This window comes from Rhizobium sp. PvP014 (assembly GCF_017876855.1).
GTDB lineage: Bacteria > Pseudomonadota > Alphaproteobacteria > Rhizobiales > Rhizobiaceae > Neorhizobium > Neorhizobium soli.
In genome coordinates this window covers 2204481-2230173 of sequence record NZ_JAGIOT010000002.1, presented here as the reverse complement: position 1 = coordinate 2230173, position 25693 = coordinate 2204481, and the positions used below count along the sequence as shown (strand labels likewise).

Sequence of the window (25693 nt, the reverse complement as noted above, 5' to 3'; positions counted from 1 at the left end):
TTTGAGTGGGTCGCCGTCGATCGCTGCGGCGTTCTCTTCCCGAACGAGCAGAGCGCCCGTTTGTTCTCGCACTTCTGCACGGCTGGCATTCCGTATCGTATCTTGAACATCTTCGGAGAGCGCTAGATTACCACGCGACACCGGCTGAATGTCCGGCTTGCCACCTATAATGCCCGTCTTCAGTTCGGAACGGAAACCACCATGGCTCTCAAGATCACCGCCATCATCTTCACCCTGCTCGGGCTCGCTCTCGCCATCGGCGGCGGACAGCTCGTCATGCTGGGGGGTAGCGTTTATTATCTCATCTGCGGCCTTGCCTTCGTGCTGACCGCCATTCTGCTTTTCCTTCGGAAACGCGCGGCACTGCATGTCTATGCCGGTATTGTCATCGTTTCGCTCGTCTGGGCGCTTTGGGAAGTCGGTTTCGACTGGTGGCAGCTCGGCCCGCGCGGCGGTCTCATCATCGTCCTCGGCTTCTGGCTGCTGACCCCGTGGATCCGCAAGCCGCTCGGCTTTCTCAGCCCATCCGGCATGCAATACAGCGCCAGTGCCGTACCGCTGGCCATCGCCTCGGTCATTGCCGTGGTCGTCGCCGTCGCCTCAATGTTCTTCGACCCCTACGACCAGAGCGGCGAGCTGCCGGACCAGTCGGTCGCAGCCGCCCCGAAGCTCGGCGGTGATGTGCCGGATGGCGAATGGCACCAATATGGCCGCACGCCCTATGGCCAGCGCTATTCGCCGCTCGACCAGGTCAATGTGGACAACGTTGCCAACCTCACGGAAGTCTGGCGCTACCAGACCGGTGACGTGAAGCGGCCGGACGACGTGGGCGAGACGACCTATCAGGTCACGCCGCTCAAGGTGGGCAGCTCGCTTTATCTCTGCACGCCGCACAATCTCGCCATCGCGCTCGATGCGACGACCGGCAAGGAGAAATGGCGCTACGACCCGAATTCCGGCATGAACCCGGACCGCCAGCACCAGACCTGCCGCGGCGTCAGCTATTACAAGGATCAGGCAGCCGCTGCCGGTTCCGCATGCGCCGAGCGCGTCTATCTCCCGACATCCGATGCCCGTCTGATCGCGCTTGATGCGGCCAACGGTCAGGTCTGCCCGGCCTTTGCACAAAACGGCACGCTGCGTCTGGAAACCGGCATGCAGCACAATCCGGCCGGCTACTACTATTCCACATCGCCGCCTGCGATCGTCGGCAACAAGATCATCATCGGCGGCGCCGTCAACGACAACTACTCGACGCAGGAACAGTCCGGCGTCATCCGCGCCTTCGACGTCAACACCGGCGCACTGATCTGGAACTGGGATTCGGGCAATCCGAGCCAGACCCAGCCGATCGCCGAGGGCCAGACCTACACGACCAATTCGCCCAACAGCTGGTCGGTCTTCTCGGTCGATGAGGAACTCGGCCTCGTCTACATTCCGCTCGGCAACCAGGTGCCCGACCAGCTCGGCATGAACCGTTCGGAAAGCGTCGAGAAATACTCGTCCTCGATCGTCGCGCTCGACATCAATACCGGTGCCGACCGTTGGGTCCGCCAGACGGTGCATCACGACCTGTGGGACATGGACGTGCCGGCGCAGCCGGTGCTGATCGACCTGTCGCGCCCGGATAATTCCGTGGTGCCGGCGCTGGTTGGACCCACCAAGCAGGGCGACATCTACGTTCTCGACCGTCGCACTGGCGAGCCGATCTTCCCGATCACCGAAGAGCCTGCTCCGAAGGGTGCCATTCCGGAAGACTTTTCCGCACCGACCCAGCCCACCTCGGCCGTCTCCTTCAAGCCGGAGCCGCTGAAGGAAAGCGACATGTGGGGCGTTTCGATGCTCGACCAGATGGTGTGCCGCATCTGGTACCACCAGTATAACTACGAGGGTCGCTATACCCCGCCGTCGCTCAACGGTTCGATCATCTATCCCGGCAATTTCGGCACGTTCAACTGGGGCTCCGTCGCAGTCGATCCCGAACGCCAGGTGATGTTCGGCATGCCGACCTATCTCGCCTTTACCTCCAAGCTGGTTCCGCGTGCGGATATCCCGGCCAAGGGTCAGGACGAGAAGGGTTCGGAACAGGGCCTCAACCGCAATGATGGCGCACCTTACGGCGTGTTGATGGGTCCGTTCCTCGGTCCGTTGAACATTCCCTGCCAGGCACCGCCATGGGGTTATGTCGCCGGCGTCGATCTTCGCACCGGCAAGACCGCCTACAAGCATCGCAACGGTACTGTCCACGACATGACCCCGCTGCCGCTGCCGTTCAAGGTTGGCGTTCCCGGCATCGGTGGCCCGATGATCACCAAGGGTGGCGTTGCCTTCCTCGGTGCCGCCGTCGACAACTACCTGCGTGCCTATGACCTGAAGAACGGCAAGACGCTGTGGGAAGCACGGCTTCCGGCCGGCGGTCAGGCGACGCCGATGACCTACGCGGTCGAGGACGGACGCCAGTTCGTCGTCATGGTCGCCGGCGGCCACGGCTCGGTCGGCACCACACCCGGCGACTACGTCATCGCCTACGCGCTGCCGCGTTAAGCGGCAGTCGCTCAGGCGGCCTGCTCTCAGCCAGCAAAAAAGCCCGGAAGCATCTGCTTCCGGGCTTTTTGCATTGAAGGCTTTCGAACCCTCAGGTGAGATGGCTGCCGGCTTCGGCGGTTATGCTGTTGCGCACCTCGGTCACGCCTTCAACGCTGCGGACCACTTCCTCGGCGCGGGCGATCTCGCGGGCGTCGGCGACCCGGCCTGCCAGGGCAATGGAGGTTCCGGTGACGGTGACGGTCACTTCGCTTGCATCAATGCCGCCCGCCGAGGCAAGCGCGTCGGCGACCTTGCCTTCCAGCTGGGCGTAAGCCGGGAACTCGACTTCGATCTCCGGCGCGGTTTCGTTAAACTGCGGATGTTTGAATACCATGTGACATTCTCCCTGATGTCGTCGCGTCCAGCAGGAGATGAGGGCGAAACGACCCTCGCGCGGCACCTGCGGATCATCAGGAGATACAACGCGGCGCACAGCCGTTGGTTCAGCTCGCGCTTCCGAGCATGGTGGCGATCACGTCCGCCAGCTGGTTCTGGGAGAACGGCTTCGGCAATCGCGGCAGTTGCAGGCGGTCGTCCTCGCCGGGCGGCAGTTCGGCATAGCCGGTGGCCAGCACCACCGGCAGGCCCGGCCACTGGCGGTTGATCTCCGACGCGAGTTCGCTTCCGGTCATTCCCGGCATGGAATGGTCCGTGACGACGAGATCGATCGTATCCGTGCGGGCTAGCGCATCCAGCGCCTCGCGGCCGTTATGGGCCTCGATCACCGTGTGGCCGAGATCCTCCAGCATCAGGGATGTGTTCATCAGCACCAGCGCGTCGTCGTCGACGGCGAGCACCGTCAGCCTCTCCTTCGGTCGCGCCGCAGGGAGATCCGAGGCGGGCTTCTTCTCCTCCGGGCAGTCTTCAAGACGGGCAACGGGAAGAAACAGGGAAACCGTGGTTCCCTTGCCCTCTTCGCTGTCGATCGAAAGCCGGCCGCCCGACTGCTCGGTCAGGCCCTGCACCATGGGCAGGCCGAGCCCCGTTCCCTTGCCGACGCCCTTGGTGGTGAAGAACGGTGTGGTGGCGCGGGCAAGCGTTTCCGGATCCATGCCTTCGCCCGTATCGGAAACGCTGATCTTGACGTAGTGACCCGGCTGGAGCTTGTCGTCGCCTTGCGCGAAGTGCACATCAATGGCGGTGATCGTCACGGTTCCGCCTGTTGTCATCGCGTCACGGGCATTGACGACGAGGTTCAGAAGCGCGCTCTCGAGCTGCACCGCGTCACTTAGAACCGGGGGCAGGCTGTCGGGAATGTCGGTTCTGATTGTGAGGTCCGATCTCAGCGAACGCTCGAAGAAATTCATCATGCCATCGATCAGACCGGCAACGCCGATCGGGGCCATGTGGAGTTCCTGCCGCCTCGAAAAGGCCAGCATGCGCTGCGTCAGCGCTGCACCGCGCTCGGCGCCCTGAATGGCGTTTTGCAGAAGCGGCATCAGCGACGGGTCGTCCGGCAATCTCTTCTTGAGGATTTCGAGGCTTCCCAGCACCGCCATCAGCAGGTTGTTGAAGTCATGGGCGATGCCGCCAGTCAGTTGGCCGATCGCTTCCAGTTTCTGCGCCTGGAACAGATCCTCACGGGCGACGGTCAGCGCCTTCTGCGCCTCGACCTTTTCCGTGATGTCGCGGGTGATCTTGGCGAACCCTTTCAGCTCTCCAGTCTCGTCGCGGATCGCGTCAATGATCACATGCGCCCAGAAACGGGTGCCGTCCTTGCGGTGGCGCCAACCCTCGCCCTCGAAGCGGCCGTCCCGCAGGGCCGTTGCAAGATTTTTTGTCGGTTCGCCGGCGGCGCGGTCGTCCACCGTGTAGAAGGTCGAAAAATGCTCGCCGACGATCTCCTCGGCGCTGTAGCCCTTGATGCGTTCGGCACCGTGGTTCCAGTTGCTGACATTGCCCTTGCCATCGAGCATGTAGAGCGCGTAGTCGCTGACCCCTTGCACCAGGACCTCGAACTGCCGCTCGCTGCGTTTCAGGTCTGCTTCGGCATTCCTGCGCTCGGTGAGATCGCGGGTGACCTTGGCAAAGCCGAGGAGCTGGCCATCGCCGTCGCGGATAGGATCGATGATGACATGCGCCCAGAAACGGCTGCCGTCCTTGCGAACCCTCCAGCCTTCGTTCTCGAACCGGCCTTCCGCCGCGGCAATCCTCAGTGCGCGTTCCGGCAGATGGTCAAGCCGATCTTCTTCCGTATAGAATCTGGAGAAATGCTGGCCGAGGATTTCGGATTCCTCGAACCCCTTGAAGCGCCGGGCGCCCGGATTCCAGCTGGCGATGTGGCCTTTCGGATCCAGCATGTAGATCGCGTAATCCGTGATGGAATCAATCAGAAGCCGATACCGCTCCTCGTTAAACGGGGATACCTGATGGCCTTCCTGCACGGTCTTCAACTTTCCCACCGCCCAAACTCAATATGCGATGTACCCCGAGCTTACGTCTCGAGGCGCCAGTGGGTCCACCATGCCTTGCATTGCAGAAAAATACGAGTGCCTTGACACAATGAGGTTAAAGATGAATAGTGACGAAAAATGAAATTCGTCAGTCGTTAATTGAAAGCTATTACGTTATGGACGTTCCCGTCAGCACTCCCGAGGATACACGCCAGGAAAACGTGGTCCGCATCCTCGAAGCGGCCGAGCGACTGTTCAAGCATTACGGTTACGCCAAGACGACAGTGGCCGACATCGCCAAGGATCTCGGCATGTCACCGGCCAATATCTACCGGTTCTTCGGGTCGAAATCCGAGATCCACAAGGCGCTTGCCAACCGCATGCTCGAGGCGAGCCGAGCCGTTGCCTGGGAGAATGCCAAACGCGCCGTCAGCGCCAGTGAACGGTTGCGCGACCATTTTCTTCAGCAGCACCGCATCACGGTCGAGACCCTGCTGCACGAAAACAAGGTCCACGAGATGGTTGTCGTGGCGATCGAGGAACAGTGGTCGGTGATCGAAGACCATATCATGCAGCTTCGAGCGATCGTCGCAGGCCTCGTAGAGGAGGGGATTGCAATGGGAGAGTTCCGCGCTCAGGACGCCGAGCTTGCCGCAGAATGCCTCTGTGACTGCACGGTTACGCTGTGTCACCCGCAGATCATTGCCGAATGTCTGTTTGAAACCCGGCGCGCCACGCCGGCCGATGTCGTCGACTTCGCCCTCAGGGCGCTGAAATAAGAACCTGCGCTTGTCGCGCTCACCGTAACCCGCCTTATGGAGTGGGATCATGTCTTTCCGAGGAAAGTCTTTCGTCGCAGCCCGTCATTTTTCTTCCGCCTTGAAAGGCGTTGCAGTCGCTGCGGCGCTTCTTTCGCTCGCGGCATGTTCCGAAGAGAAAAAGGCCGAGGCGCCGGAGATCGTGCGGCCGGTCAAGGTGACGCAGATCGGTGCGCCGGATGAGGGCCGCAAGCTCGTCTATTCCGGTTCCGTGCGTGCCCGCACCGAAATGAATCTCGGCTTCAGGGTCGCGGGCAAGATCACCGAGCGGCTTGTCGATGTAGGCGACCGCGTCACGCCGGGCGAAGTGCTCGCTCGGATCGATTCCACCGATTACAAGCTTGATCTCGGCAGCGCCGAAGCCGATCTCGCATCGGCCACCAAGCAGGTCGAGATTTCCGGTCTGGCGCTTCGCCGCGCGGAAACGCTGGCGGCCAAGGACGTCACGTCGAAATCGCAGCTGGAACAGGCGCAGCTCAGCAGCGAGCAGGCCCTGGCACAGCGGGATTCAGCGCAGTCTGCGCTCGAAAAGGCCCGCAATCAGGTTGCCTATTCCGAACTCAAATCCGACCGCGACGGTATCGTCACGGCCGTCAGCGCCGATCGCGGCCAGGTGGTGAGCACCGGCACCTCCGTCGTCACCGTCGCCGTCGATGGCGAGAAGGAAGTCCAGATCGCGGTTCCGGAAATGGATGTCTCGCAGTTCAAGCCGGGCGACGGGGTCAAGGCGCGGATCTGGTCGTCTGCCGATCTCGTGATCGACGGCAAGGTGCGTGAAGTCGCGCAGAGCGCCGATGCCCAGTCACGCACGTTCGCGGTGCGGGTGAGCCTTCCGGCCGACCCGAAGATCCTGCTCGGCATGACCGCATCGATCGAGGCTGTCGCCGGCAACGCGGTCAAGGCCTTTGCCATTCCGCTTGCAGCGCTTTCCAAGAAGGGTGACCAGCCGATCGTCTGGGTGGTTGATCGCGGCAAGGGAATTGTCGCGTCGCGTCCGGTCAAGGTGGCGGATTTTTCCGATGACGGCGTGCGCATCTCGGAAGGTCTTGCCGAAGGAGATCTCATCGTCTCGGCCGGCACCCAGTTCATGAAGGACGATATGAAGGTGAAGCTGCCGGAAACGGTCGCGACACGCTTCGGCTCGGTGTCGAGCCAGTCCACCGCTTCCGTCCAGCCCTGATATTTCCGGTTAGAGGATCAAGATCATGAGTTCCGATCATCAGGCCAATCCGCTGGAAAAGCAGAAGGAAAAGGGCAGTTTCAACCTGTCCCGATGGGCCATCGGCCATCCCAGCATCGCGCGTTTTCTGTTCGGTCTCATCATCGTCATGGGTGCGCTTGGCATCATGAACATGGGCCAGAAGGAAGATCCGGACTTTACCTTCCGCGTCATGGTCGTGCAGGCCCAGTGGCCGGGTGCCTCGATCGAGGACATGCAGAACCAGGTGGTCAACAAGATCGAGCGCAAGCTGCAGGAAACCCCGCATCTCGACTGGGTCAAATCCTACACCCGCGCCGGCATCTCGATCACCACGATCCAGGTGAAGGGCGACACGAATGCGCAGGACGTTGCAGATGCCTTCTACCAGGTGCGCAAGAAGATCGGCGACATTCGCCAGGATCTCCCGTCCGGTATCTACGGGCCCTATTTCAACGACGAGTTCGGCGATACCTATATCACCCTCAACGCCATTACCGGCGAGGGCTACAGCTATCCGGAGCTGAAGCAATACGCCATCCAGGCCCGCGACATGCTGCTGGCCACGCCCGGCGTCGAAAAGGCAACGATCCTCGGCGACCAGCCGCAGAAGATCTTCATCGACGTGTCGTCGCAGGCGCTTGCCGAGCGCGGCCTCACCGTCAATGACATCAGCACCGCGCTGGCCGGCCAGAACGATGTCGATGCGTCCGGCTCGGTGGAAACCGCGGACCGTTCGGTGCGGATCTCGGTCGAGGGTGGCGTGACCACGCCAGATGATATCAAGGCGCTGCGGCTGCGCGCCGGCGACCAGGTCTTCCGTCTTGGCGATATCGCCACGGTGAAGGAAGGTCTCGAGGACCCGTATCAGCGCAAGTTCCGCTTCAACGGCCATGACAGCGTGCAGCTCGGCGTGGTGATGGCGAACGGTTACAAGGTGACCGACGTCGGTCATGCGGTGGAGGAAACCTACAAGCGCTTCGAGGAGACGCTGCCGGTCGGCGTTCAGGTGGAGCAGATCTCCAACCAGCCTGAGGTCGTCACCGAAGCCGTCGGCGAGTTCACGCAGGCGCTTCTCGAAGCGCTGGTCATCGTGCTGGTCGTGTCGCTGATCTCGATCGGCTGGCGCTCGGGCATCGTGATTGCGATCGCCATTCCGCTGGTTCTGTCGGCAACGCTTGCCATCATGTTCTATCTCGGCATCGAGCTGCAGCGTATCTCGCTCGGCGCCCTGATCATCGCGCTTGGACTGCTCGTCGACGATGCGATGATCGTCGTCGAGTTGATGGAAAGAAAGCTGGAGGAGGGGTTCGAGCGGCTCGATGCGGCAAGCTTTGCCTATTCCTCCACCGCCTTCCCGATGCTGACCGGGACGCTGATCACCACCGCCGGCTTTATCCCGGTCGGCTTCGCGGATTCGACCGCCGGCGAATACGTACGGTCGCTGTTCTACGTCGTCGGCATCGCGCTCGTCGTATCCTGGTTCGTGGCCGTCTATTTCACCCCGTGGCTCGGCTACATGATCCTCAAGCAGCGCAGCCATGCGGGCAGCGGCGATCATCACGATGCCTATGACACGCGTATGTATCGCAGCGTGCGCCATGCGGTTGGCTGGTCCGTGCGCCACAAGGCGATCGTGCTCATCGCCACGCTCGGCGCGTTTGCGGCAAGTCTCTGGTCGTTTCAGTTCATTCCGCAGAGCTTCTTCCCGCAGTCATCGCGACCGGAAATTCTGGTCGACATGTGGCTGCCGGAGGGCACCGCGATCAAGGAAGTGGAACGTCAGGCCAAGGCGCTCGAAGACCGGATCCTCGACGACCCCGACAAGAGCTTTGTCGCCACCTATATCGGCGAGGGTGCGCCGCGGTTCTTCCTTCCGCTCGACCAGCAGCTGCGCAACCCGAACTACGCCCAGCTCCTGATCATGTCGAACGGTCTCGAAGAACGCGAGCGGATGATCGTCAAGCTGCGCAAGATCCTTGCCGAAGAATTCCCGACGGTGCGCGGCAAGGTCGACCGTCTCTTTCTCGGCCCGCCCACGGGCTGGGCCGTGCAGATGCGCGTCGTTGGCCCGGACAAGGCGGAGGTCCGCCGCATCGCCGACCAGGTCAAGGCGCGGTACGAAAGCCAACCGGATTTCGGCGCCATTCACGACGACTGGATGGAGCCGGTCGCGGGCATGAAGCTCGTCATCGATCAGGACCGCGCGCGTGCGCTCGGCGTCTCGTCGCAGCGGGTTCGGCAGATGCTGCAGGCCGCAACGTCAGGCGCTCCGATCAGCGACTTCCGCGATGGCGAGGAGACCGTATCGATCGTGGTGCGCGAGCCGGATGCCACCCGCAACCTGCTGGCCGCCGTCCAGTCAGTCTATATTCCGACCGATCTCGGCACTTTTGTGCCAGCTTCGCAGGTGGCCCGTGTCGAGCCTGTCCTCGAACAGGGTATCGAGTGGCGTCGCGACCGTCTGCCGACGATTACCGTCAAGGCAACCCTGCCTGACGGCGTCGAGCCGACGCAGGCCTCGGTAAACCTCTATAACTCGATGGCCGACCTGCGCGCGGCCCTGCCGGCCGGCTATTCCGTGGACATCCAGGGCGGCGCCGAAGATGCGGCCGAAAGCCAGGCCTCGATCGCGGCAAAGGCCCCGATCATGCTGCTTGTCATCATGCTGCTCCTGATGATGCAGCTCAAGCATTTCGGCAAGGCGATGCTGGTTCTGTCGACCGGTCCGCTCGGCATCATCGGTGCTGCGATGGCGCTTCTGATCACCGGTGCACCGTTCGGCTTCGTCGCCATCCTCGGTGTCATCGCGCTGCTCGGCATCATCATCCGTAACTCGATCATCCTGATCGACCAGATCGACCAGGATATCGCGGCGGGTATGCATCGCCAGGAAGCGATCGTAGGCGCCGCCGTCAGGCGTTTCCGGCCGATCATGCTGACCGCGCTCACGGCGGTGCTGGCACTGATCCCGATCTCGCGCGGCCTGTTCTGGGGACCGCTCGCCTATGCCATGATGGGCGGCATCCTCGTCGCCACCGTCCTCACCATCATCGTGCTGCCTGCCGGCTACTCCCTCTTCTTCGGCCGCGAGCCGAAGGCGAAGAACGAGAACAAGTCCGAGACGCCCGCCAACCAGGGCGAGCTGTTCGAGGACAAGCATGATATGCCGATGGCGGCGGAGTGAGGGGCTTTCCCGGTGGGACAGCGCCATAATCTCCCTCATCCCTGTGCTTGTCACAGGGATCCAGCTGCCCCAAGTCCTTGGGGCTGCAAACCCTCTTTCGCCACGCAGATGCGTGTCGGCTGGATTCCTGTGACAAGCACAGGAACGAGGGTGGGTGGGGTAGAGGATGGAGGACACAATGGCCAATCCAGTGCAACCTGCAACTGAAGCCGAGGTGCTGTTCAGTCGCCGCGGGTCTGCCGCGGTGATCTCGCTCAACCGGCCGAAGGCGCTGAACAGCCTCAACCTGTCCATGGTGCGGGCGCTGGACGAGATACTCGACCGCTGCGCTGCCGATACCGATATTTCCTGCGTGATCATCAGGGGCGAGGGCGAGCGTGGTCTGTGTGCGGGGGGTGATATCCGGGCCATTCATCAGGCAGGGCGGGCGTCCGACCCTGAGGTGACGCGGTTCTGGCGGGAGGAGATGCCGTTTAATTATCGCATCTCGCGCTACGAGAAGCCCTATGTGGCGCTGATGGACGGGATTGTGATGGGCGGCGGTGTCGGCATTTCGGCGCATGGCAGCCACCGCATCGTTACCGAGCGCACGAAACTCGCCATGCCTGAAACCGGGATCGGCTATGTGCCGGATGTGGGCGCGACGTGGCTTTTGCCCCGGGCGCTCGGCGAGGCGGGAACCTGGATGGGGCTGACCGGTGACGTGGTTGACGGTGCCGATGCGATCCATGCCAGGTTGGCGGATTCGTTCGTGCCATCAGAGAAGTTGGATGATCTCGTCGCCGCACTTGGACAGCTTCCCGGAGGCTCAGAGGCTGAGGCAATCCAAGCCGTGATCGATGGTTTCACCGTGTCCGCCGAAGGTGGCAGGCTTGCGCAGAACCGTGACGTAATCGACCGAACCTTTGCGCATGATACGGTCGAGGAGATCCTCGCGGCGCTCAGCCGCGAGACGGGAGAATTCGCCGCCCGAACCCTCGAGACTCTGTCGAAACGCTCGCCGACCAGCCTCAAGCTGACGCTGAAACTGTTGCGGCTCGGCCGTGACAGTTCAAGCCTCGTCGAATGCCTGGAGCGGGAATTTACCGCCGCTTGCGAACTGCTGAAACACCATGATTTCTACGAGGGCGTACGGGCCGCCGTGATCGACAAGGACCGCAATCCGCGCTGGCAACCGGCAAGCCTTGCCGAGGTGACGGAAGCCGATCTTGCTCCTTATCTTGCAGCCGATCACCCGGTCCTGTTTGCCGATCATCGGTTGTAGCAGCAAAACCGTCCACACCGGCGAAACCGGCATGGTTGAAACGGGAGTGGGGCAGGCAGCGGTATCGTGGGTATGAGGGAGATGATGATCTGCCTGCCCCGATCGAGTTTCCTGCGATATTTTCGGGAGATGTCAGTTCCCGAGAGACCGCATGTCGTTCGACCATCACCGGAAACCGAGCTTCGTCCTCAGAAGCGCTGAACCGTCGGGGACCGGTTCGCGAAAACGGTTTCCCATCCGATGACGACGCCATTATCGCGTGGCTTTCAGGCGTGAGGATGAAAAAGGCTACGACGAATTTTTCTTCGCTTGTCTTTCAGGGGCTTAACAAAAACATGCTGCCCGTTTCGTCCTCACGGCCCAAAACAGCCGTATCCTCTTTGCCCCCGGATCGGGGCGATCCACTGCGCTTTGGCGCCTTCCGGCAAAACCATCGCCGAATGCTGCGATAAATGGATGAAATTTCTCCGTGTATCACCTGCAGGAGAGGGCGGTTCCTCGCGGTCTACCGATACTCCCGGTAGTGTCGCCTCAACTTCCCATTCCGGAGACACTGATGAACCGCCTTCTTATTCTCGGCACGGCACTTGCCGCCCTCTTCGTGCAGCCGGCGTTTGCGCAGGAGCAGAAACTGCTCAACGCTTCCTATGACGTCGCCCGCGAGCTGTTCGTGGCCGAGAACGAGGCCTTCGTGAAGGCGCATCCGGGCGTCACGATCGATCAGTCGCATGCGGGTACGTCCAAGCAGGCACGCTCGATCGTCGAGGGGCTCGAGGCTGACGTCGTCACCTTCAACCAGTCGACCGACGTCGATTTCCTGGCAAAGCAGGGTTTTGTTGCCGCGGACTGGAACAAGACGTTTCCGAACAACGCCTCGCCCTTCTATTCCTTCCCGGCCTTCCTTGTGCGCGCCGGCAATCCGAAGAATATCAAGGACTGGGGTGATCTCGCCCGTGACGACGTCCACGCGATCTTCCCGAACCCGAAAACATCCGGCAACGCCCGCTACACCTATCTCGCGGCAACGGCCTGGGCGAAGGAAGAGTTCAAGGACGACCAGGAAAAGATCGAAGCCTATATCACGAAGATCTTCGACAACGTGCCGGTGTTTGATACCGGTGGCCGCGCCGCCACGACAACCTTCGTCGAACGCGGCCAGGGCGACGTGCTGATCACCTTTGAGGCCGAAACCCGCGGCATCGAAAAGCAGTTCGGCAAGGACAAGGTCGAAAACGTCATTCCGTCGGTCTCGCTGCTTGCCGAATTCCCGGTCGCAGTCGTCGACAAGGTCGCCAAGAAGCATGGCACGGAAGCGCTGGCAAAGACCTATCTGGAATTCCTCTACACCGAGGAAGGCCAGAAGATCGCCGCCGAATTCGGCCACCGCGTCCATAACGAAAAGGTCGCGGCCGAGTTCAAGAGCCAGTTCCCCGAAATCCGCCTCGTCAAGGTCGACGACGTGTTCGGCGGCTGGTCCAAGATCCAATCCGAACACTTCGCCTCCGGCGGCACGCTCGACAAGCTCTACGGCAGCCGTTGAGTGGCTGTTGTTGCTTGGCTGAGGTGAGTTGTCTCGCAATGACTGCCACCTTCGCTCCCTCATTCCTGTGCTTGTCACAGGAATCCAGCCAGCCTAAGTCCTTAGGCTGAAAAACCCTTCACCCCGGCACGCGTCGGGTCCTGCGTGGCCGCCACAGGAATGAGGGACGCTAAAGAACTGCGAAACCAGACCGGTGGATACTTGTCCGCCGGTTCTTGCTGTTGAAGACTTTGTTGCAGTTGAAAACGAGGAACTGATCATTTGAGACGACGCAATGTCCTGCCTGGCTTGCCGTTATCGCTGGGCGTGACCCTGTTTTATGTCGGCCTGATCGTCGTGCTGCCGCTGGCGGCGCTTGTCATCAAGGCCGCGAGCCTGGGGCCTGAAGACTACTGGCGGATCGTTTCCTCGTCGCGGGCGCTTGCCAGCTACCGGGTGACCGTGCTGTCGGCGCTGGGCGCCACCGTGTTCAACCTGTTCTTCGGGCTATCGCTTGCCTGGGTGATCACCCGCTACCGGTTTCCGGGCCGGCGCATTATCGATGCCATGGTCGATCTGCCATTCGCGCTGCCGACGGCGGTTGCCGGCATTGCGCTGACGGCGCTGTTTGCCAACAATGGCTGGTTCGGTTCGGTGCTGGAAGGTTACGGCATCAAGGTTGCCTATACGCCGCTCGGCATCATGATCGCCATGTGTTTCACTTCGCTGCCGTTTATCGTGCGCACGGTGCAGCCGGTGCTGGAAGATCTTGATCCGGCGCTCGAAGAAGCGGCGCAATCGCTCGGCGGTTCCGACTGGACGATTTTTACAAAGGTCATCCTGCCGCTACTGACACCGGCACTGCTGGCCGGCCTTTCCCTGTCGTTTGCCCGCAGCCTTGGCGAATTCGGGGCGATCATCTTTATTGCCGGCAACCAGCCGATGTCGACGGAGATCACAGCGCTGCTGATCTTCATCCGGCTTGAGGAATACGATTACCAGGCGGCTGCCGCGATCGCCTCGGTGCTGCTGCTCGCCGCCTTCACGATGCTGGCCGTTACCAACTGGCTGCAGTCGCGGGCGCTGCGTTACACGGTGAAGGGATAAGACCATGAGCGCTGTTTCCTCCCATCGCAAACCGCCGCGGGTCGGCGACAACACGTTGTTCCGCCGCACGCTGATCGGCATCGTGGTGGTGCTCGTCGGCTTCGTCATCGTCGCGCCGCTGATCATCATCGGCGTCGAGGCATTCTCGAAGGGCTGGGCTGTCTATCGCGACACGATCCTTCATCCGGATAACCTCCACGCGATCATGCTCACGGTTCTGGCGGCGCTGATCGCCGTTCCCGTCAACACCGCCTTCGGCATCGCCGCCGCCTGGGCAATCACCAAGTTCGATTTCTGGGGCCGTCGCTTTCTGCTGGTGGTGATCGAGATCCCGTTTTCGGTCTCGCCCATCGTTGCCGGCGTCGCCTATCTGTTCGTTTATGGCCTGCAGGGCCTGTTCGGGCCTGTTCTCGATGCCTACGGGATCAAGATCCTGTTTGCGGTGCCCGGCATCATAATCGCCTCGATGTTCGTGACCGCACCCTTCGTTGCCCGCGAACTCATTCCGCTGATGCAGGCGCAGGGACGCGATCTCGAGGAGGCCTCGACTTCGCTTGGTGCATCCGGCTTCCGCACCTTCTTTTCGGTGACGCTGCCAAACGTCAAATGGGCGCTGCTCTACGGCGTCATTCTCTGCAATGCGCGCGTGATGGGCGAATTCGGCGCCGTCTCGGTCGTATCAGGCAATATCCGCGGCCAGACCAATACGCTGCCTTTGCATATCGAGCTGCTCTATCACGACTATCAGGCGGCGGGCGCCTTCGCGTCGGCTTCCATTCTGGCGTTGATCGCCGTCCTTACCATCATCGCCAAGGTCGCGCTCGAGCGCCAGGGTGCGGGCCGCGTCCGCAAAACCGCCATTCCGTCAGAGAAAACAGCATGAAGATCCGTCTCGAAAACGTCGTCAAAACCTTCGACACCTTCCGTGCCGTGAAGGGCGTGTCGCTCGATATCGAAAGCGGCGAACTGGTGGCGCTGCTCGGCCCCTCCGGCTCCGGCAAGACGACCATTCTGCGCATGGTGGCGGGTCTCGAATATGCCGATGGCGGCGCCATCTATTTTGGCGATCAGGATGCGACCGACATTCCGGTGCGCGACCGCGGCGTCGGCTTCGTGTTCCAGCATTACGCGCTGTTTCCGCATATGACGGTGGCGCAAAACATCGCCTTCGGCATGAAGGTTTCCAAGGTGAAGCGCGACAAGGCGGCGATCGATGCCCGCGTCACGGATCTGTTGCGGCTGGTGCGGCTGGATGGTTTAGGCGACCGTTTCCCGGCGCAGATTTCCGGCGGCCAGCGGCAGCGCGTGGCGCTTGCACGGGCGCTGTCGGTCGATCCGAAGGTGCTGCTGCTCGATGAACCGTTCGGCGCGCTCGATGCCAATGTCCGGCACGACCTGCGCCGCTGGCTGCGCGAGATCCATTCCGAACTCGGCATCACCACGATCTTCGTCACCCATGACCAGGAGGAAGCACTCGATCTCGCCGACCGGGTGGTGATCCTGAAGGATGGCCAGATCGTGCAGCAGGGCACGCCGCAGCAAGTCTGCCGCGATCCGCAATCGGCCTTCGTGATGAAGTTCCTGGGCGACGCCAATGTGCTCTCAGCCCAGGTCCGCGACGGCCGCGCCCATGCCGGCGGCCTTTCGGTGGATGCACTGGGGATACCAGACGGCAAGGCCGAGCTCTACGCCCGCCCCGCCGATCTCGACTGGTCGGCGCAGGCACCCGGCATCGCCGCAACGATCTCCCGCGTCCTCGACCGCCCCGACAGCCGCCGCGTGCTGGCGGTAACGGAAACCGGCAAACAGCTGGAATTCGACGTGGAACCGGAACGCCAGGTTTCAGCCGGCGAGGGCGGGTTTGTGACGCTGCGGCGGGCGAAGGTGTTTGCGGTTTAGAGGTTGTGGGGTCCCAAACGTCGGCATCGGCGAGACGCGGGCATTGCGGATGATCGCGAACCAATGTCATCCGCCCGACGTATGCACAACCTAGATCATAGACGTACCTAGCCCCCTTGGAATTGGGACGTCGCATGATTGATGCCGTGCTGTTCGATTTGGATGAGACATTGTTCGACAGATCGTCGTCCTTGAACGCTTTTGTCCAGCATCAGTTTTCAAACGTCGATATCGGCGATTTCTCCAGCTTGAGCGAGGTGGCTGCTCGGTTTCTTGAACTGGATCGCCGGGGACGCGTGTCGAAGCTCGACGTCTACGGCACACTGCTTGGCGAAATCGGCAATTCCGATGAAAGGCTGATCAAGGACCTGTTTGACGATTACGAAGCGAACGCTTGGCGTCATGCGCGGCCCTTCGAAGGGATGAGCGATGTCATCCTGGAGCTGAGGCGATCAGGCAAAAAGATCGGCATCGTCAGTAACGGCCAAACCCATATACAGTTGAGGTCATTGCTGGCGCTGAACCTCGATCGGCTGGCAGACGCCTACCTCATTTCAGAACAAGAAGGGTGCAGGAAGCCGGATACGGAAATCTTCCTCAAAGGCGCGAAGAGACTGTCTGTCACAGCAAGCAAATGCGTTTTCGTCGGCGATTCGCCGGAGGCAGATATTATAGGGGCTCACGCTGCTGGCATGCGAACGGTCTGGTTCCCGAACGGAGCGGTGTGGCCGGATGGCGCGGCGGTCAGGGCCGACGGAATGATCACGAGTCTGATGGAACTCCCGGCTTTGATCGCGCAGTGGATAGCTGATGCCGATGACTGGCTCTCCTAGCGGATGTCGTCTTCTGAGCGAAACGGGTAGCTCCCTTGCAACAATCCGCCACTTGCGGTCATCGCAGCGGTCCTGTCGCAAATCGGTGGTAGCGTCGACAAACTGTGTCTTTCTACGATTGCCGAGGACAGAATGAGTGCGACCTTCAAGGAGCTGAGTGACCGGATTGGTCACGTCGGGGACCTCTACGCCAGAGTCCATGCCATTGAACGGAGCGCCGATTGGTATCTTCTGAAGCTGACCGAGGAACTTGGCGAACTGACCGCTGAGCATCTCCTGATGGCCGGTCGGGCGAAGCCAAATGCTGATGGTTCAGGCGGCACGCGCGAAGCCCTGGAAAACGAAGCGGCCGACTTGTTCGGGCAGTTCGTTTTGTATCTTCGGGCGAACGAAATCGACATCGAGGCGGCCATCGAGCGCAAATGGCTCAGGCGTCTCGATCAGTATGTTGCTCTCGGCACGGAAATTTAAGCGCTCTGGCGGCTATGACAGGTCGTGGAGGTTTTTGCCCAGGGCCTGACCGATCTGCCACTCACTGAATCTTACCTCCAGGCCTGCTCTTTCGGGCGTACAGCACATCGGGCCAACGAAATAATGATCCGCTTTTGGGAATGGGCAAAGGCGGACGAGTGGCCAAGTTTGGCCATCGGCTGACGCTTGGATTCTCAGAACGCCGCTCTGGACGGTCACTCTTATCCAAAAATCTGATGGGTCGCCGTCGTATCGTCCCGTGGCCCAGTCGGAGGCGTCATCCGTCAGCACACTGCCGAGGAGGCCATAGCCGTCCGAGAACTCGATCCCGGTCTTGACCCACCGTCTTTCGTCAAGCCTGACCATGAGGCCAGCCTGGTCGTAAAGATGCTCAAAATGGGCCTGGACTCGAACCTGGGCGGTGAAGTCGCCGTCGGTCTGGAATGCGTAGAAGTGGCCGTTGTCGCGGACAAAGCCATAATGTGTCTCTCGCCAGAAATCCGTGCTGGCGTCAGTCGTGACAGAGAGTCCGAGATCCGAAGCTTCTGAATTTGCGGGCTGATTTAGCCACCGTCCATTCTTAAGGCTCTGCAATAGTGGCTCCTATGACAACCGGCGGACTTCTTTGCCGCATATTTCGTCGAGAGATTATTGCGAGAGCGCATGAACTGCCAACAAAAAAGGACTGACAGAGAATTTCTGCGTCGTGCCAAGAGCTGCGAGGAGAATGTGGAATGATAGCGTACGACGATTACTCTTCCTTCGGCCAGCAGCAGAGCTCCTGCGCGGCGCAGGAGTGGTCGTGGCGGGGCATAAAACGATAGGGCATTCCTCTCTCATTCGGGCCGAACTCAGCTCCGCGTCCTGACATCGGTCGGGGTGAGGGACAGATTTACTCGCGACCAACCGTAACCCCGCGGCCACCCATCCTTTGACTTTTCGCGCCGAAGCCTATAGGGACGGCGCAAACGTTCGGCTGCGATCGTTGCAGCCATGGGGCCTTTGAGCCCGACATATCCGAAAGACAGATTTGATGACCGATATCAACGGCGCCGCCCCGGCGATCGCGAAGGCTTTGCAAAAGCGCGGCTATGAGACGCTAACCCCCGTCCAGCTGGCCATGCTCGATCCCGCGCTTGAAACCGCCGATGCGCTCGTTTCCGCCCAGACCGGCTCCGGCAAGACGGTTGCCTTCGGCATGGCCATGGCGCGCACGCTGCTCGACGATGGTGAGAAATTCGGCCGGGCTGCGGCACCTCTCGCACTCGTCATCGCGCCGACCCGCGAGCTTGCCATGCAGGTGAAGCGCGAGCTCGACTGGCTCTATGCCGAAGCGGACGCCGTGATCACCTCCTGCGTCGGCGGCATGGATATCCGCGCCGAGCGTCGTTCGCTGGAACGCGGCGCGCATATCGTCGTTGGCACGCCTGGCCGTATCTGCGACCATATCCGCCGCAACGCGCTCGACATGACGGAAATCCGCGTGGCCGTGCTCGACGAAGCCGACGAGATGCTCGATCTCGGTTTCCGCGAAGATCTCGAATACATTCTTGAGGCAGCCCCTGCCGAACGCCGCACGCTGATGTTTTCGGCAACCGTTCCGTCGGCCATTGCCAAGCTTGCCAAGAGCTACCAGCGCAATGCCGTGCGCATTGCAACCGCATCCGAACAGAAGCAGCATGTGGATATCGAATATCGCGCGCTGGTCGTGACCCCGGCGGACCGCGAGCATGCGATCGTCAATGCGCTGCGCTTTTACGAGGCGCCGAACGCCATCGTGTTCTGCTCGACGCGTGCTGCCGTCAATCATCTGCATGCCCGTCTTGCCAATCGCAATTTCTCCGTGGTGGCGCTTTCGGGCGAACTGACGCAGACCGAGCGCACCCATGCGCTGCAGGCCATGCGTGATGGCCGCGCCCGCGTCTGCATCGCAACCGACGTCGCTGCCCGCGGTATCGACCTGCCGGGCCTCGAACTCGTCATCCATGCGGATCTGCCGACCAATTCGGAAACGCTGCTGCACCGTTCGGGCCGCACAGGCCGTGCCGGGCGCAAGGGCGTCAGCGCCCTGATCGTGCCGGTCAGCCAGCGGCGCAAGGCCGAGCGTCTTCTCGCCGGCGCGCAGGTTGAGCCCACCTGGGCCCGCCCGCCATCGGCCGAAGAGGTGACCGCGCGCGACGAGGAACGTCTGTTTGCCGATCCGATCTTCGAAGAGATCGCCAAGGACGAAGAAGAACAGGGCCTGATCGACAAGCTGGTGGCGCGTTTTGACGCGACGAAGCTGGCCTCCGCCTTCGTCAGCCTCTATCGCGGCAAGAATTCGGCGCCGGAAGACATTACCGAAGTGTCGCTCGAGACCCGCAAGCCCCGCGAAGGCGGCAACGATTCCGCACCGCGGCCGCTGACGCCGCGTGGCGATTTCGGCGCTGCCGTGTGGTTCTCGCTGTCGGTCGGTCGCAAGCAGCGCGCCGAACCGCGCTGGCTGATCCCCACCATCTGCCGCGCCGGTGATCTCACCAAGCACGAGATCGGCGCGATCAAGATGCAGGCCGACGAGACTTTCGTGGAAATTGCCGCCGCCCATGCCGACAAGTTCATGGCCAAGCTCGGCAAGGACGGAATGATGGAACGCGGCGTACGCGTGACGCGTCTCGATGGCGTTCCGGATTTCAGCAAGTTCTCGCGCGGCGATGACGAAGGCTTCGTCAAGCGCGAAGGCCCGCGTCTCGACAAGCCCTACAAGGACAACAAGCCGTTCAGCAAGGATGGTCCGCGCAGCGATAAGCCGTTCAACAAAGACAAGCCCTACGGCGACAAGCCTTTCAACAAGGACAAGCCGGCCGGTGCCAAGCCTTACGGCGATGCGCCGCGCAAGGACTGGAAAGCCAAGCCCGCCGGCGCCAATGTCGATCGCCGCGTCGACGACGAAGTCTGGGGCGAAAATCCAAAGTCCAATTTCACCAAGAAGCCGGGCGACAAGCCGTTCAACAAGGCTGGCGGCGACAAGCCGTTCAAGAAGCCGACCCCTAAGGGCGGGTTCGACAAGCGCAAGTAGTTGATAGCGGGGGGCGAGGTTTCGTCCCCCGTTTGTTTATTGGGAGATCTGGCGGGCAGGTTACATCCCCTAGCCCTCGAAGCTTCCGCCATAGTCCTTCGGAACGAGGTCGGCTTGCGCATTGCCGCTCCGCACAAGCTCAAGGATCATGTCTGCCACGCGGTCGGGCGGATGTGCGAAGGATGCGGTTTGGATCTCCTGTGTCTTTGCCGATTCCAGCCCAGACCTGACGGCGCCGTAAAACTCGGTCGCGGTGATGAACGGATGCATGATCGAGACGGCAATACCTGCATCGGCAAGCTCCAGGCGCGCCACACTTGAAAGCATGTTCAGCGCTGCCTTGGAACTGGTATAGGCAGCCGAGCCCGGATAGGTGGCAAGGGTTGCGCCCGAGCTGACATTGACGATGCTGCCGGCACCTTGCCTGCGCATATGGGGAATGACCGCCCGCATCATGACCAGCGGCGCGACGCAGTTGAGATCGAGCACATCTTTGAAATCATCAATGCCGATATCTTCGATCGTGGCATGCAGGCCCTGCCCGGCGTTGTTGACCAGAACATCGATGCGACCGTATTTCTGAGCGGCGGCCTGGACGGCTTGTTCAACCTGCTCCGGGCGCGTGACATCACACACCACCGCCAACGCCTCATTGCCGATCTCCCGTGCCAGCGCTTCTATGCGATCTTTCCTGCGGGCCAGCAAAACGACCCGAGCGCCGGACAAGGCCGCAGCGCGCGCAGTTGCTTCGCCGATACCCGAGGAAGCGCCGGTGACAATCACAACCGCGTCTTTGATGTCCATCTGGAATGTTCCTTCATAAAATGGTGTCCCGCGCAGCATCGCGACAAGGCGGCGCTGGTCAGTATCCATAGACCGGAGCCAGTTCCGTCGCGTGTCCGACCCGGTCTCAAATTTGCACATTCCTGCTTATGCGTTGCTCTGGAGGGAAAGCCGTGCCACATCTCTGCTCATGAGCGATGCCATCAGGATGTTGAAGGAGTTTGTGGAAGAACGCGCTGCAGGCGTGCTCACGACCACGGGCATTCCCCGCGTTGACATCCTCAAGGTGACCGAACCGACCGAGCTGTTTCCCGAAATCTATCAGCCTCTGGTTAGCCTGATCCTGCAGGGAGAAAAGCGCCTGCTGATCGGGAGCGAGGTGATCAGTTACACCGCAGGGCAGACATTCATCGCGTCCGTGGCGCTGCCTGTCATCGGCGAGATCGTTCATGCGAGTGTGAAGGGCCCCTATCTCGCGGTCAGGCTCACCTTCGATCGCGCGATGATAGCCGACTTGCTGCTGGACGATCCCGGCCCGGCTGTGTCGTCCGACAGGCCCAGTTTTTGCGTCAATCACGCAAGCGACAGACTGATCGACGCCTGGCTGAGAATGCTGCGCCTGATGGAGCAACCGGACGAGATTGCGGTGATGGCACCGCTGCTGGAACGGGAAATTCTGTTCCGATTGCTGCGCGGCCCGCAAGGCGCCGTGCTGCGGCAAGTCGCCAGCATCGACGATCGGTTCGCGCAGATCAGGAACGCGCTGGTCCGGCTGCGCAAGGACTATGCCACCACCTTCCACGTGGACGAGCTTGCCTCCGCTTCAAACATGAGCCCATCCGCCTTTCAGCGGCGCTTCAAGACGAGCACCGGCCTGTCACCGATCCAGTATCAAAAGCGGATCCGGCTATACGAGGCGCGCGGCATGCTGTTTGCACGGCCGGGCGATGTGGCAGCCGTCGCACTTGCCGTCGGCTATGAAAGCCTGTCCCAGTTCACCCGGGAATACGCAAGAATGTTCGGATCGCCACCCGCCCGCGACATCAGGAATTTGCGGGCGACCTCGCCGGTGGGGCCACCGGGGTATGGTGAGGCCGCGGCGGGGTAGGTGGGTGGCTCTTTGGCTGCGGTAGTGAGCGGCAGGGAGCTATGGCCGGGCGTTAGGTTCGACCAAGGAGTTTAACGCATTGCCTCTGCTATACGGAGCAGGGCCGCGTATATGATCTCCGGGTTGTCAGGTGCTACGGCATTTCGGGCGATGGTTTCGGCGTCAGCGGCGATTTTATGGGCCGCACACAATGCGGTCCGGCCCTTCGGTGTCAGTTCGGTTGTGAGAACCCGTCCGCGTACCGGATGAGCCATGCGCTTGATAAGGCCGTCCCGTTCGAGTGTGGCTATGATGGACTGCATCGTCTGCGGTGTCACGAAGGCGCGCCGGGCCAAGTCCGCGCTTGATAAGCCTGCGCTGAATTCCAACCCCGCCAGTACCGAATATTGCGGGGTCGTCAGTCCGATATCTCTCAGCTGGTTGTCGAGATGGCCCCGCAGCGCTTGCTGCGCTCGCTTCAGCGCGTATCCGAGCGAACGGTATGTGTCATCGACCGGTGGATCCATGAGAGTGGACATATCAGGGCCCTTATACTACTAGATATCAGTACCCTGATAATAGCGGGTCTCATTGAAAAGGATAGGCAGCCTATGGCTCGATTAATTGGACCGGATTTCATCGGCATCCAGACGAAGGATCTGGACGCCGCACTCACCTTCTATCGGGATGTCGTCGGGCTTACGCCCTCGGCAAAAGCACCTCCCGGCGCGGTTGTTTTCGAAGCGCACCCTATTCCATTCGCCGTTCGCACGCCGATCGAGGGCTTTGACGACACGGTAAAGCTCGGAACTGGCGTCGCAATCTGGTTTGGTTGTGACGACGCTGACGAATTGCACGCGCATCTTTCCGAGAGGGATGTGCAGATAGTATTCCCGCCCAAAGACGGGCCGTTCGGGCGCTACTTCGCATTCGTTGATCCATTTGGATATACGATAACGGCGCATAACGTCTCAACGCTGTGATGAGAGCATTTGGCCTTCAGGGTGACGGCAGCCTGAGGCGGATCAAATGCTTTGGCGTCATAAGACTAGAGCGAAGTGCGTTCGATGAACGCACTTCGCTCTAAAACGGCGCCCGAAAATCCTGAGACCTGCCATTTTGTGTTTTCCGCCAGAAGGAAGCAGAAGCAATATGAATACGTTGAGCTAAGTTCAGAGCAACTCTTCTAATTCTCATATCATTATTATAAAATATTCGAAAATATTATTGTTTTATGTCTCTCTACAAGGCTGAGACGTCAAAATGCTTGGCGCAAGCTTTGCATTCGATAGTGCAGTACCAGTTATATACTTAAGGTATTGCTACAATGAAAATCGACACATCAACAAGTCGCCTCTACGCCAGCCAAAGCGCGCAGACATCTGCGGCTTCCGACGACACCTCGGCCTCGTTTTTGGCCGCGCTGAGCACTGCCACGGCAGGTGAGTCCACGTCGGATGCAGAGGACGCCGAACAGACTGACTTTACCAGCATGACCCGCCAGGAAATGCAGGACTGGAGCAATGAGCAGATCCGCAGCGGGAATATGTCGCTTGATGAAGGCCTGCCCTTTATGGCGATGACGATGAAAATTCCGGTGGATGGCGGCACTGCCGGCGAGTTGCACGCTTCCGCTGATGGCGAACGCGTTGATTTTACGGAAAAGGTTCGCGTCGGCATCGAGGGAGCGATTTCGCGCAACGACGAGGACGCGCTCTCGATGCTCGAGAAGGCCATGGAGACTATGCAGCAGTATCAGGACGAGACTTCCAGCAGCAACTCGAGCGCTTGAACCCCGTCATCTCACTACGCCTGCCTAAGCTGACACCATCTCCCCAAAACAAAAAAAACGGCCGGAGCTTTCACTCCGGCCGTTTCGCATTTCACCAATCAATCGATCAGTTCATCTGGCTGACATACTTCGTTTCCAGGTAGGCCGCGACGGCTTCGGAGCCGCCTTCGGTGCCGTAGCCGGAATCCTTGACGCCGCCGAAGGGGACTTCGGGGAGGGCGAGGCCGTTGTGGTTGATGGTCAGCATGCCGGCTTCGACTTCGCGGCCGAGTGCGTGGGCGGTCTTGACCGAGCCGGTGAAGGCGTAGGAGGCGAGGCCGAAGGGCAGGCGGTTTGCTTCGGTGATGGCCTCTTCATAGGTCGAGAAGCGGTTGACGATGGCGATCGGGCCGAAGGGCTCGTCGTTCATGATCTTGGCAGACGTCGGCACGTTGGCAAGAACCGTCGGTTCGAAGAAGTTGCCCTTGTTGCCGATGCGCTTGCCGCCGGTCTTCAGTTCGGCGCCGGACGAGACGGCGTCCTGGATCAGCGCTTCCATGGCAGGGATGCGGCGTTCGTTGGCAAGCGGGCCCATCGTGGTGCCGGCCTCCATGCCGTTGCCGACCTTGAGGGCTTCTGCAGCCTTTACGAAGCCTTCGAGGAACTTGTCGGCGACGCCGTCCTGGATCAGGAAGCGGGTCGGCGCGACGCAGACCTGGCCGGCGTTGCGGAACTTGGACATGGCAGTCACTTCGATCGCCTTGTCGAGATCGGCATCGTTGAAGATCAGGACCGGTGCGTGGCCGCCGAGTTCCATCGTGGCGCGCTTCATGTGCTTGCCGGCGAGGCTTGCGAGATGCTTGCCGATCGGCGTGGAGCCGGTGAACGAGATCTTGCGGATGACCGGATGCGGAATGAGATATTCCGAAACTTCCGACGGAATGCCGTAGACGAGGCCGATGACGCCTGCGGGAACGCCGGCATCTGCAAAGGCGCGGATGAGTTCGGCCGGCGATGCCGGAGTTTCCTCAGGCGCCTTGACGATGATCGAGCAGCCGGTGGCAACCGCTGCAGACAGCTTGCGGACGATCTGGTTGATCGGGAAGTTCCACGGCGTAAAGGCTGCAACCGGGCCGACCGGCAGCTTGATCGTCATCTGGTTGACGCCGGAGAAACGGGCCGGAATAATCTGGCCGTAGGTGCGGCGGGCTTCTTCGGCAAACCAGTCGATCGTATCGGCGGCGCCCATGATTTCCATCTTCGACTGGGCAAGCGGCTTGCCCTGTTCGCGGGTCATCATGAAGGCGATGCTATCGGCGCGCTCGCGCAGAAGGTCGGCTGCCTTGCGCATCATCTTGGAACGGTCGAAGGGCGCGGTGTCGCGCCAGATCTTGAAACCCTTGTCGGCCGCTTCGAGCGCGAGATCGAGATCCGCATGCCGAGCATGGGCAATCTTGCCGATCACTTCGTCGGTCGCGGGATCGGTGACTTCGATGGTCTCGCCGGCGATCGCATCGCGCCATTCGCCGTTGATGAAGAGCTTTACGTCGGGATAGGTCTGCATAGGGTCCACTTTCGTTCGTGAAATTCGCGCAAGGGCAAGCGGTAAGGAGGTGCATCCGGCCGCCGGCAGAGGTGTCAAATGTTCCGGTGCCTGAGTTAAGACAAAGACGGGAGACAATCAACGGCGGGTATCGAATAAGTCATACTTATATCGATTAA

21 protein-coding genes are annotated in these 25693 nt (G+C 60.9%); 15 read left to right on the top strand and 6 right to left on the bottom strand.

The annotated features are described in order from the left end of the window. Positions 1 to 201 precede the first annotated feature (201 nt). Entirely contained in the window at positions 202 to 2544 is a 2343-nt protein-coding gene (locus tag J3A65_RS15425; protein WP_209902084.1) for a glucose/quinate/shikimate family membrane-bound PQQ-dependent dehydrogenase, read from the top strand. A 91-nt stretch (positions 2545 to 2635) separates the two neighbouring features. On the opposite strand, the gene J3A65_RS15420 is transcribed toward J3A65_RS15425, so the two are convergent. Together J3A65_RS15420 and J3A65_RS15415 are read right to left on the bottom strand one after the other, a co-directional pair. Beyond that, the gene (locus tag J3A65_RS15420; protein ID WP_062461431.1) at positions 2636 to 2920 is read right to left on the bottom strand and encodes a BON domain-containing protein; all 285 of its coding nucleotides are present in this window, start codon (positions 2918 to 2920) and stop codon (positions 2636 to 2638) included. 109 nt (positions 2921 to 3029) lie between these two features. Then, positions 3030 to 4988, bottom strand: a complete 1959-nt coding sequence (locus J3A65_RS15415) for a PAS domain S-box protein (protein WP_348635218.1) — start codon at positions 4986 to 4988, stop codon at positions 3030 to 3032. Between the two features lie 167 nt (positions 4989 to 5155). Between J3A65_RS15415 and J3A65_RS15410 the strand changes: the two genes are divergently transcribed. The 10 genes from J3A65_RS15410 (at position 5156) to J3A65_RS23365 (ending at position 17275) form a co-directional block, all read left to right on the top strand. Beyond that, positions 5156 to 5758 (top strand): TetR family transcriptional regulator, encoded by a 603-nt coding sequence (locus J3A65_RS15410; RefSeq protein WP_113167110.1) that lies wholly within the window; start codon positions 5156 to 5158, stop codon positions 5756 to 5758. A gap of 49 nt (positions 5759 to 5807) precedes the next feature. Next, on the top strand, positions 5808 to 6977 hold the full coding sequence (locus J3A65_RS15405; RefSeq protein WP_209902082.1) for an efflux RND transporter periplasmic adaptor subunit: 1170 nt from the start codon (positions 5808 to 5810) through the stop codon (positions 6975 to 6977). Between the two features lie 25 nt (positions 6978 to 7002). After that, positions 7003 to 10182 carry an efflux RND transporter permease subunit gene (locus J3A65_RS15400; RefSeq protein ID WP_184654486.1) on the top strand — a complete coding sequence of 1060 codons (3180 nt, stop codon included), beginning with the start codon at positions 7003 to 7005 and terminating at the stop codon, positions 10180 to 10182. Positions 10183 to 10360: 178 nt separating this feature from the next. Next, a complete protein-coding gene (locus J3A65_RS15395; RefSeq protein WP_245341559.1) occupies positions 10361 to 11446 on the top strand; it encodes an enoyl-CoA hydratase/isomerase family protein in 1086 nt (361 codons plus the stop codon). Between the two features lie 556 nt (positions 11447 to 12002). Further along, entirely contained in the window at positions 12003 to 12986 is a 984-nt protein-coding gene (gene cysP, locus J3A65_RS15390) for a thiosulfate ABC transporter substrate-binding protein CysP (RefSeq protein WP_209902079.1), read from the top strand. A 261-nt stretch (positions 12987 to 13247) separates the two neighbouring features. After that, positions 13248 to 14072, top strand: coding sequence for a sulfate ABC transporter permease subunit CysT (gene cysT / locus J3A65_RS15385; RefSeq protein WP_062581975.1), 825 nt, complete (start codon positions 13248 to 13250; stop codon positions 14070 to 14072). Positions 14073 to 14076: 4 nt separating this feature from the next. After that, on the top strand, positions 14077 to 14955 hold the full coding sequence (gene cysW / locus J3A65_RS15380; RefSeq protein WP_209902077.1) for a sulfate ABC transporter permease subunit CysW: 879 nt from the start codon (positions 14077 to 14079) through the stop codon (positions 14953 to 14955). Further along, entirely contained in the window at positions 14952 to 15971 is a 1020-nt protein-coding gene (locus tag J3A65_RS15375) for a sulfate/molybdate ABC transporter ATP-binding protein (protein WP_209902075.1), read from the top strand. The genes cysW and J3A65_RS15375 overlap by 4 nt, the downstream gene beginning before the upstream one ends. A 134-nt stretch (positions 15972 to 16105) precedes the next feature. Continuing rightward, complete coding sequence (locus J3A65_RS15370; RefSeq protein ID WP_113469250.1) at positions 16106 to 16804, top strand: HAD family hydrolase; 699 nt, start codon at positions 16106 to 16108, stop codon at positions 16802 to 16804. A 132-nt stretch (positions 16805 to 16936) separates the two neighbouring features. Then, on the top strand, positions 16937 to 17275 hold the full coding sequence (locus tag J3A65_RS23365) for a hypothetical protein (RefSeq protein ID WP_245341558.1): 339 nt from the start codon (positions 16937 to 16939) through the stop codon (positions 17273 to 17275). Between the two features lie 12 nt (positions 17276 to 17287). Here the strand turns inward: J3A65_RS23365 and J3A65_RS15360 are convergent, their stop codons facing one another. After that, positions 17288 to 17869, bottom strand: a complete 582-nt coding sequence (locus J3A65_RS15360; RefSeq protein WP_209902072.1) for a DUF1349 domain-containing protein — start codon at positions 17867 to 17869, stop codon at positions 17288 to 17290. 439 nt (positions 17870 to 18308) lie between these two features. Between J3A65_RS15360 and J3A65_RS15355 the strand changes: the two genes are divergently transcribed. Further along, a complete protein-coding gene (locus tag J3A65_RS15355; protein WP_209902070.1) occupies positions 18309 to 20330 on the top strand; it encodes a DEAD/DEAH box helicase in 2022 nt (673 codons plus the stop codon). 69 nt (positions 20331 to 20399) lie between these two features. Here the strand turns inward: J3A65_RS15355 and J3A65_RS15350 are convergent, their stop codons facing one another. Further along, on the bottom strand, positions 20400 to 21173 hold the full coding sequence (locus J3A65_RS15350) for an SDR family oxidoreductase (RefSeq protein WP_245341557.1): 774 nt from the start codon (positions 21171 to 21173) through the stop codon (positions 20400 to 20402). 130 nt (positions 21174 to 21303) lie between these two features. On the opposite strand from J3A65_RS15350, the gene J3A65_RS15345 reads away from it, so the two are divergent. Continuing rightward, positions 21304 to 22221 (top strand): AraC family transcriptional regulator, encoded by a 918-nt coding sequence (locus J3A65_RS15345; protein WP_209902069.1) that lies wholly within the window; start codon positions 21304 to 21306, stop codon positions 22219 to 22221. Positions 22222 to 22292: 71 nt separating this feature from the next. Here the strand turns inward: J3A65_RS15345 and J3A65_RS15340 are convergent, their stop codons facing one another. After that, positions 22293 to 22739 carry a MarR family transcriptional regulator gene (locus J3A65_RS15340; RefSeq protein ID WP_156466570.1) on the bottom strand — a complete coding sequence of 149 codons (447 nt, stop codon included), beginning with the start codon at positions 22737 to 22739 and terminating at the stop codon, positions 22293 to 22295. A 72-nt stretch (positions 22740 to 22811) separates the two neighbouring features. Here J3A65_RS15340 and J3A65_RS15335 point away from each other — a divergent pair, with 72 nt between their 5' ends. Both J3A65_RS15335 and J3A65_RS15330 read left to right on the top strand, forming a co-directional pair. Next, a complete protein-coding gene (locus J3A65_RS15335) occupies positions 22812 to 23183 on the top strand; it encodes a VOC family protein (protein WP_062461393.1) in 372 nt (123 codons plus the stop codon). 344 nt (positions 23184 to 23527) lie between these two features. Continuing rightward, on the top strand, positions 23528 to 23992 hold the full coding sequence (locus J3A65_RS15330; RefSeq protein WP_209902067.1) for a hypothetical protein: 465 nt from the start codon (positions 23528 to 23530) through the stop codon (positions 23990 to 23992). Between the two features lie 106 nt (positions 23993 to 24098). Here J3A65_RS15330 and J3A65_RS15325 read toward each other — a convergent pair whose 3' ends face one another. Continuing rightward, positions 24099 to 25535 (bottom strand): NAD-dependent succinate-semialdehyde dehydrogenase, encoded by a 1437-nt coding sequence (locus J3A65_RS15325; RefSeq protein WP_209902064.1) that lies wholly within the window; start codon positions 25533 to 25535, stop codon positions 24099 to 24101. Positions 25536 to 25693 lie beyond the last annotated feature (158 nt).

Excerpts from the sequence above, each read along its gene's own strand:
- J3A65_RS15325 (WP_209902064.1), bottom strand. The coding sequence starts at position 25,535 with ATGCAGACCTATCCCGACGTAAAGCTCTTCATCAACGGCGAATGGCGC.
- J3A65_RS15340 (WP_156466570.1), bottom strand. The coding sequence starts at position 22,739 with ATGTCCACTCTCATGGATCCACCGGTCGATGACACATACCGTTCGCTC.
- J3A65_RS15400 (WP_184654486.1), top strand. The coding sequence starts at position 7,003 with ATGAGTTCCGATCATCAGGCCAATCCGCTGGAAAAGCAGAAGGAAAAG.
- J3A65_RS23365 (WP_245341558.1), top strand. The coding sequence starts at position 16,937 with ATGAGTGCGACCTTCAAGGAGCTGAGTGACCGGATTGGTCACGTCGGG.
- J3A65_RS15425 (WP_209902084.1), top strand. The coding sequence starts at position 202 with ATGGCTCTCAAGATCACCGCCATCATCTTCACCCTGCTCGGGCTCGCT.
- J3A65_RS15330 (WP_209902067.1), top strand. The coding sequence starts at position 23,528 with ATGAAAATCGACACATCAACAAGTCGCCTCTACGCCAGCCAAAGCGCG.
- J3A65_RS15375 (WP_209902075.1), top strand. The coding sequence starts at position 14,952 with ATGAAGATCCGTCTCGAAAACGTCGTCAAAACCTTCGACACCTTCCGT.
- J3A65_RS15420 (WP_062461431.1), bottom strand. The coding sequence starts at position 2,920 with ATGGTATTCAAACATCCGCAGTTTAACGAAACCGCGCCGGAGATCGAA.
- cysP (WP_209902079.1), top strand. The coding sequence starts at position 12,003 with ATGAACCGCCTTCTTATTCTCGGCACGGCACTTGCCGCCCTCTTCGTG.
- J3A65_RS15370 (WP_113469250.1), top strand. The coding sequence starts at position 16,106 with ATGATTGATGCCGTGCTGTTCGATTTGGATGAGACATTGTTCGACAGA.
- J3A65_RS15355 (WP_209902070.1), top strand. The coding sequence starts at position 18,309 with ATGACCGATATCAACGGCGCCGCCCCGGCGATCGCGAAGGCTTTGCAA.
- J3A65_RS15395 (WP_245341559.1), top strand. The coding sequence starts at position 10,361 with ATGGCCAATCCAGTGCAACCTGCAACTGAAGCCGAGGTGCTGTTCAGT.
- cysW (WP_209902077.1), top strand. The coding sequence starts at position 14,077 with ATGAGCGCTGTTTCCTCCCATCGCAAACCGCCGCGGGTCGGCGACAAC.
- J3A65_RS15405 (WP_209902082.1), top strand. The coding sequence starts at position 5,808 with ATGTCTTTCCGAGGAAAGTCTTTCGTCGCAGCCCGTCATTTTTCTTCC.
- J3A65_RS15350 (WP_245341557.1), bottom strand. The coding sequence starts at position 21,173 with ATGCTGCGCGGGACACCATTTTATGAAGGAACATTCCAGATGGACATC.
- J3A65_RS15345 (WP_209902069.1), top strand. The coding sequence starts at position 21,304 with ATGAGCGATGCCATCAGGATGTTGAAGGAGTTTGTGGAAGAACGCGCT.
- J3A65_RS15410 (WP_113167110.1), top strand. The coding sequence starts at position 5,156 with ATGGACGTTCCCGTCAGCACTCCCGAGGATACACGCCAGGAAAACGTG.
- J3A65_RS15335 (WP_062461393.1), top strand. The coding sequence starts at position 22,812 with ATGGCTCGATTAATTGGACCGGATTTCATCGGCATCCAGACGAAGGAT.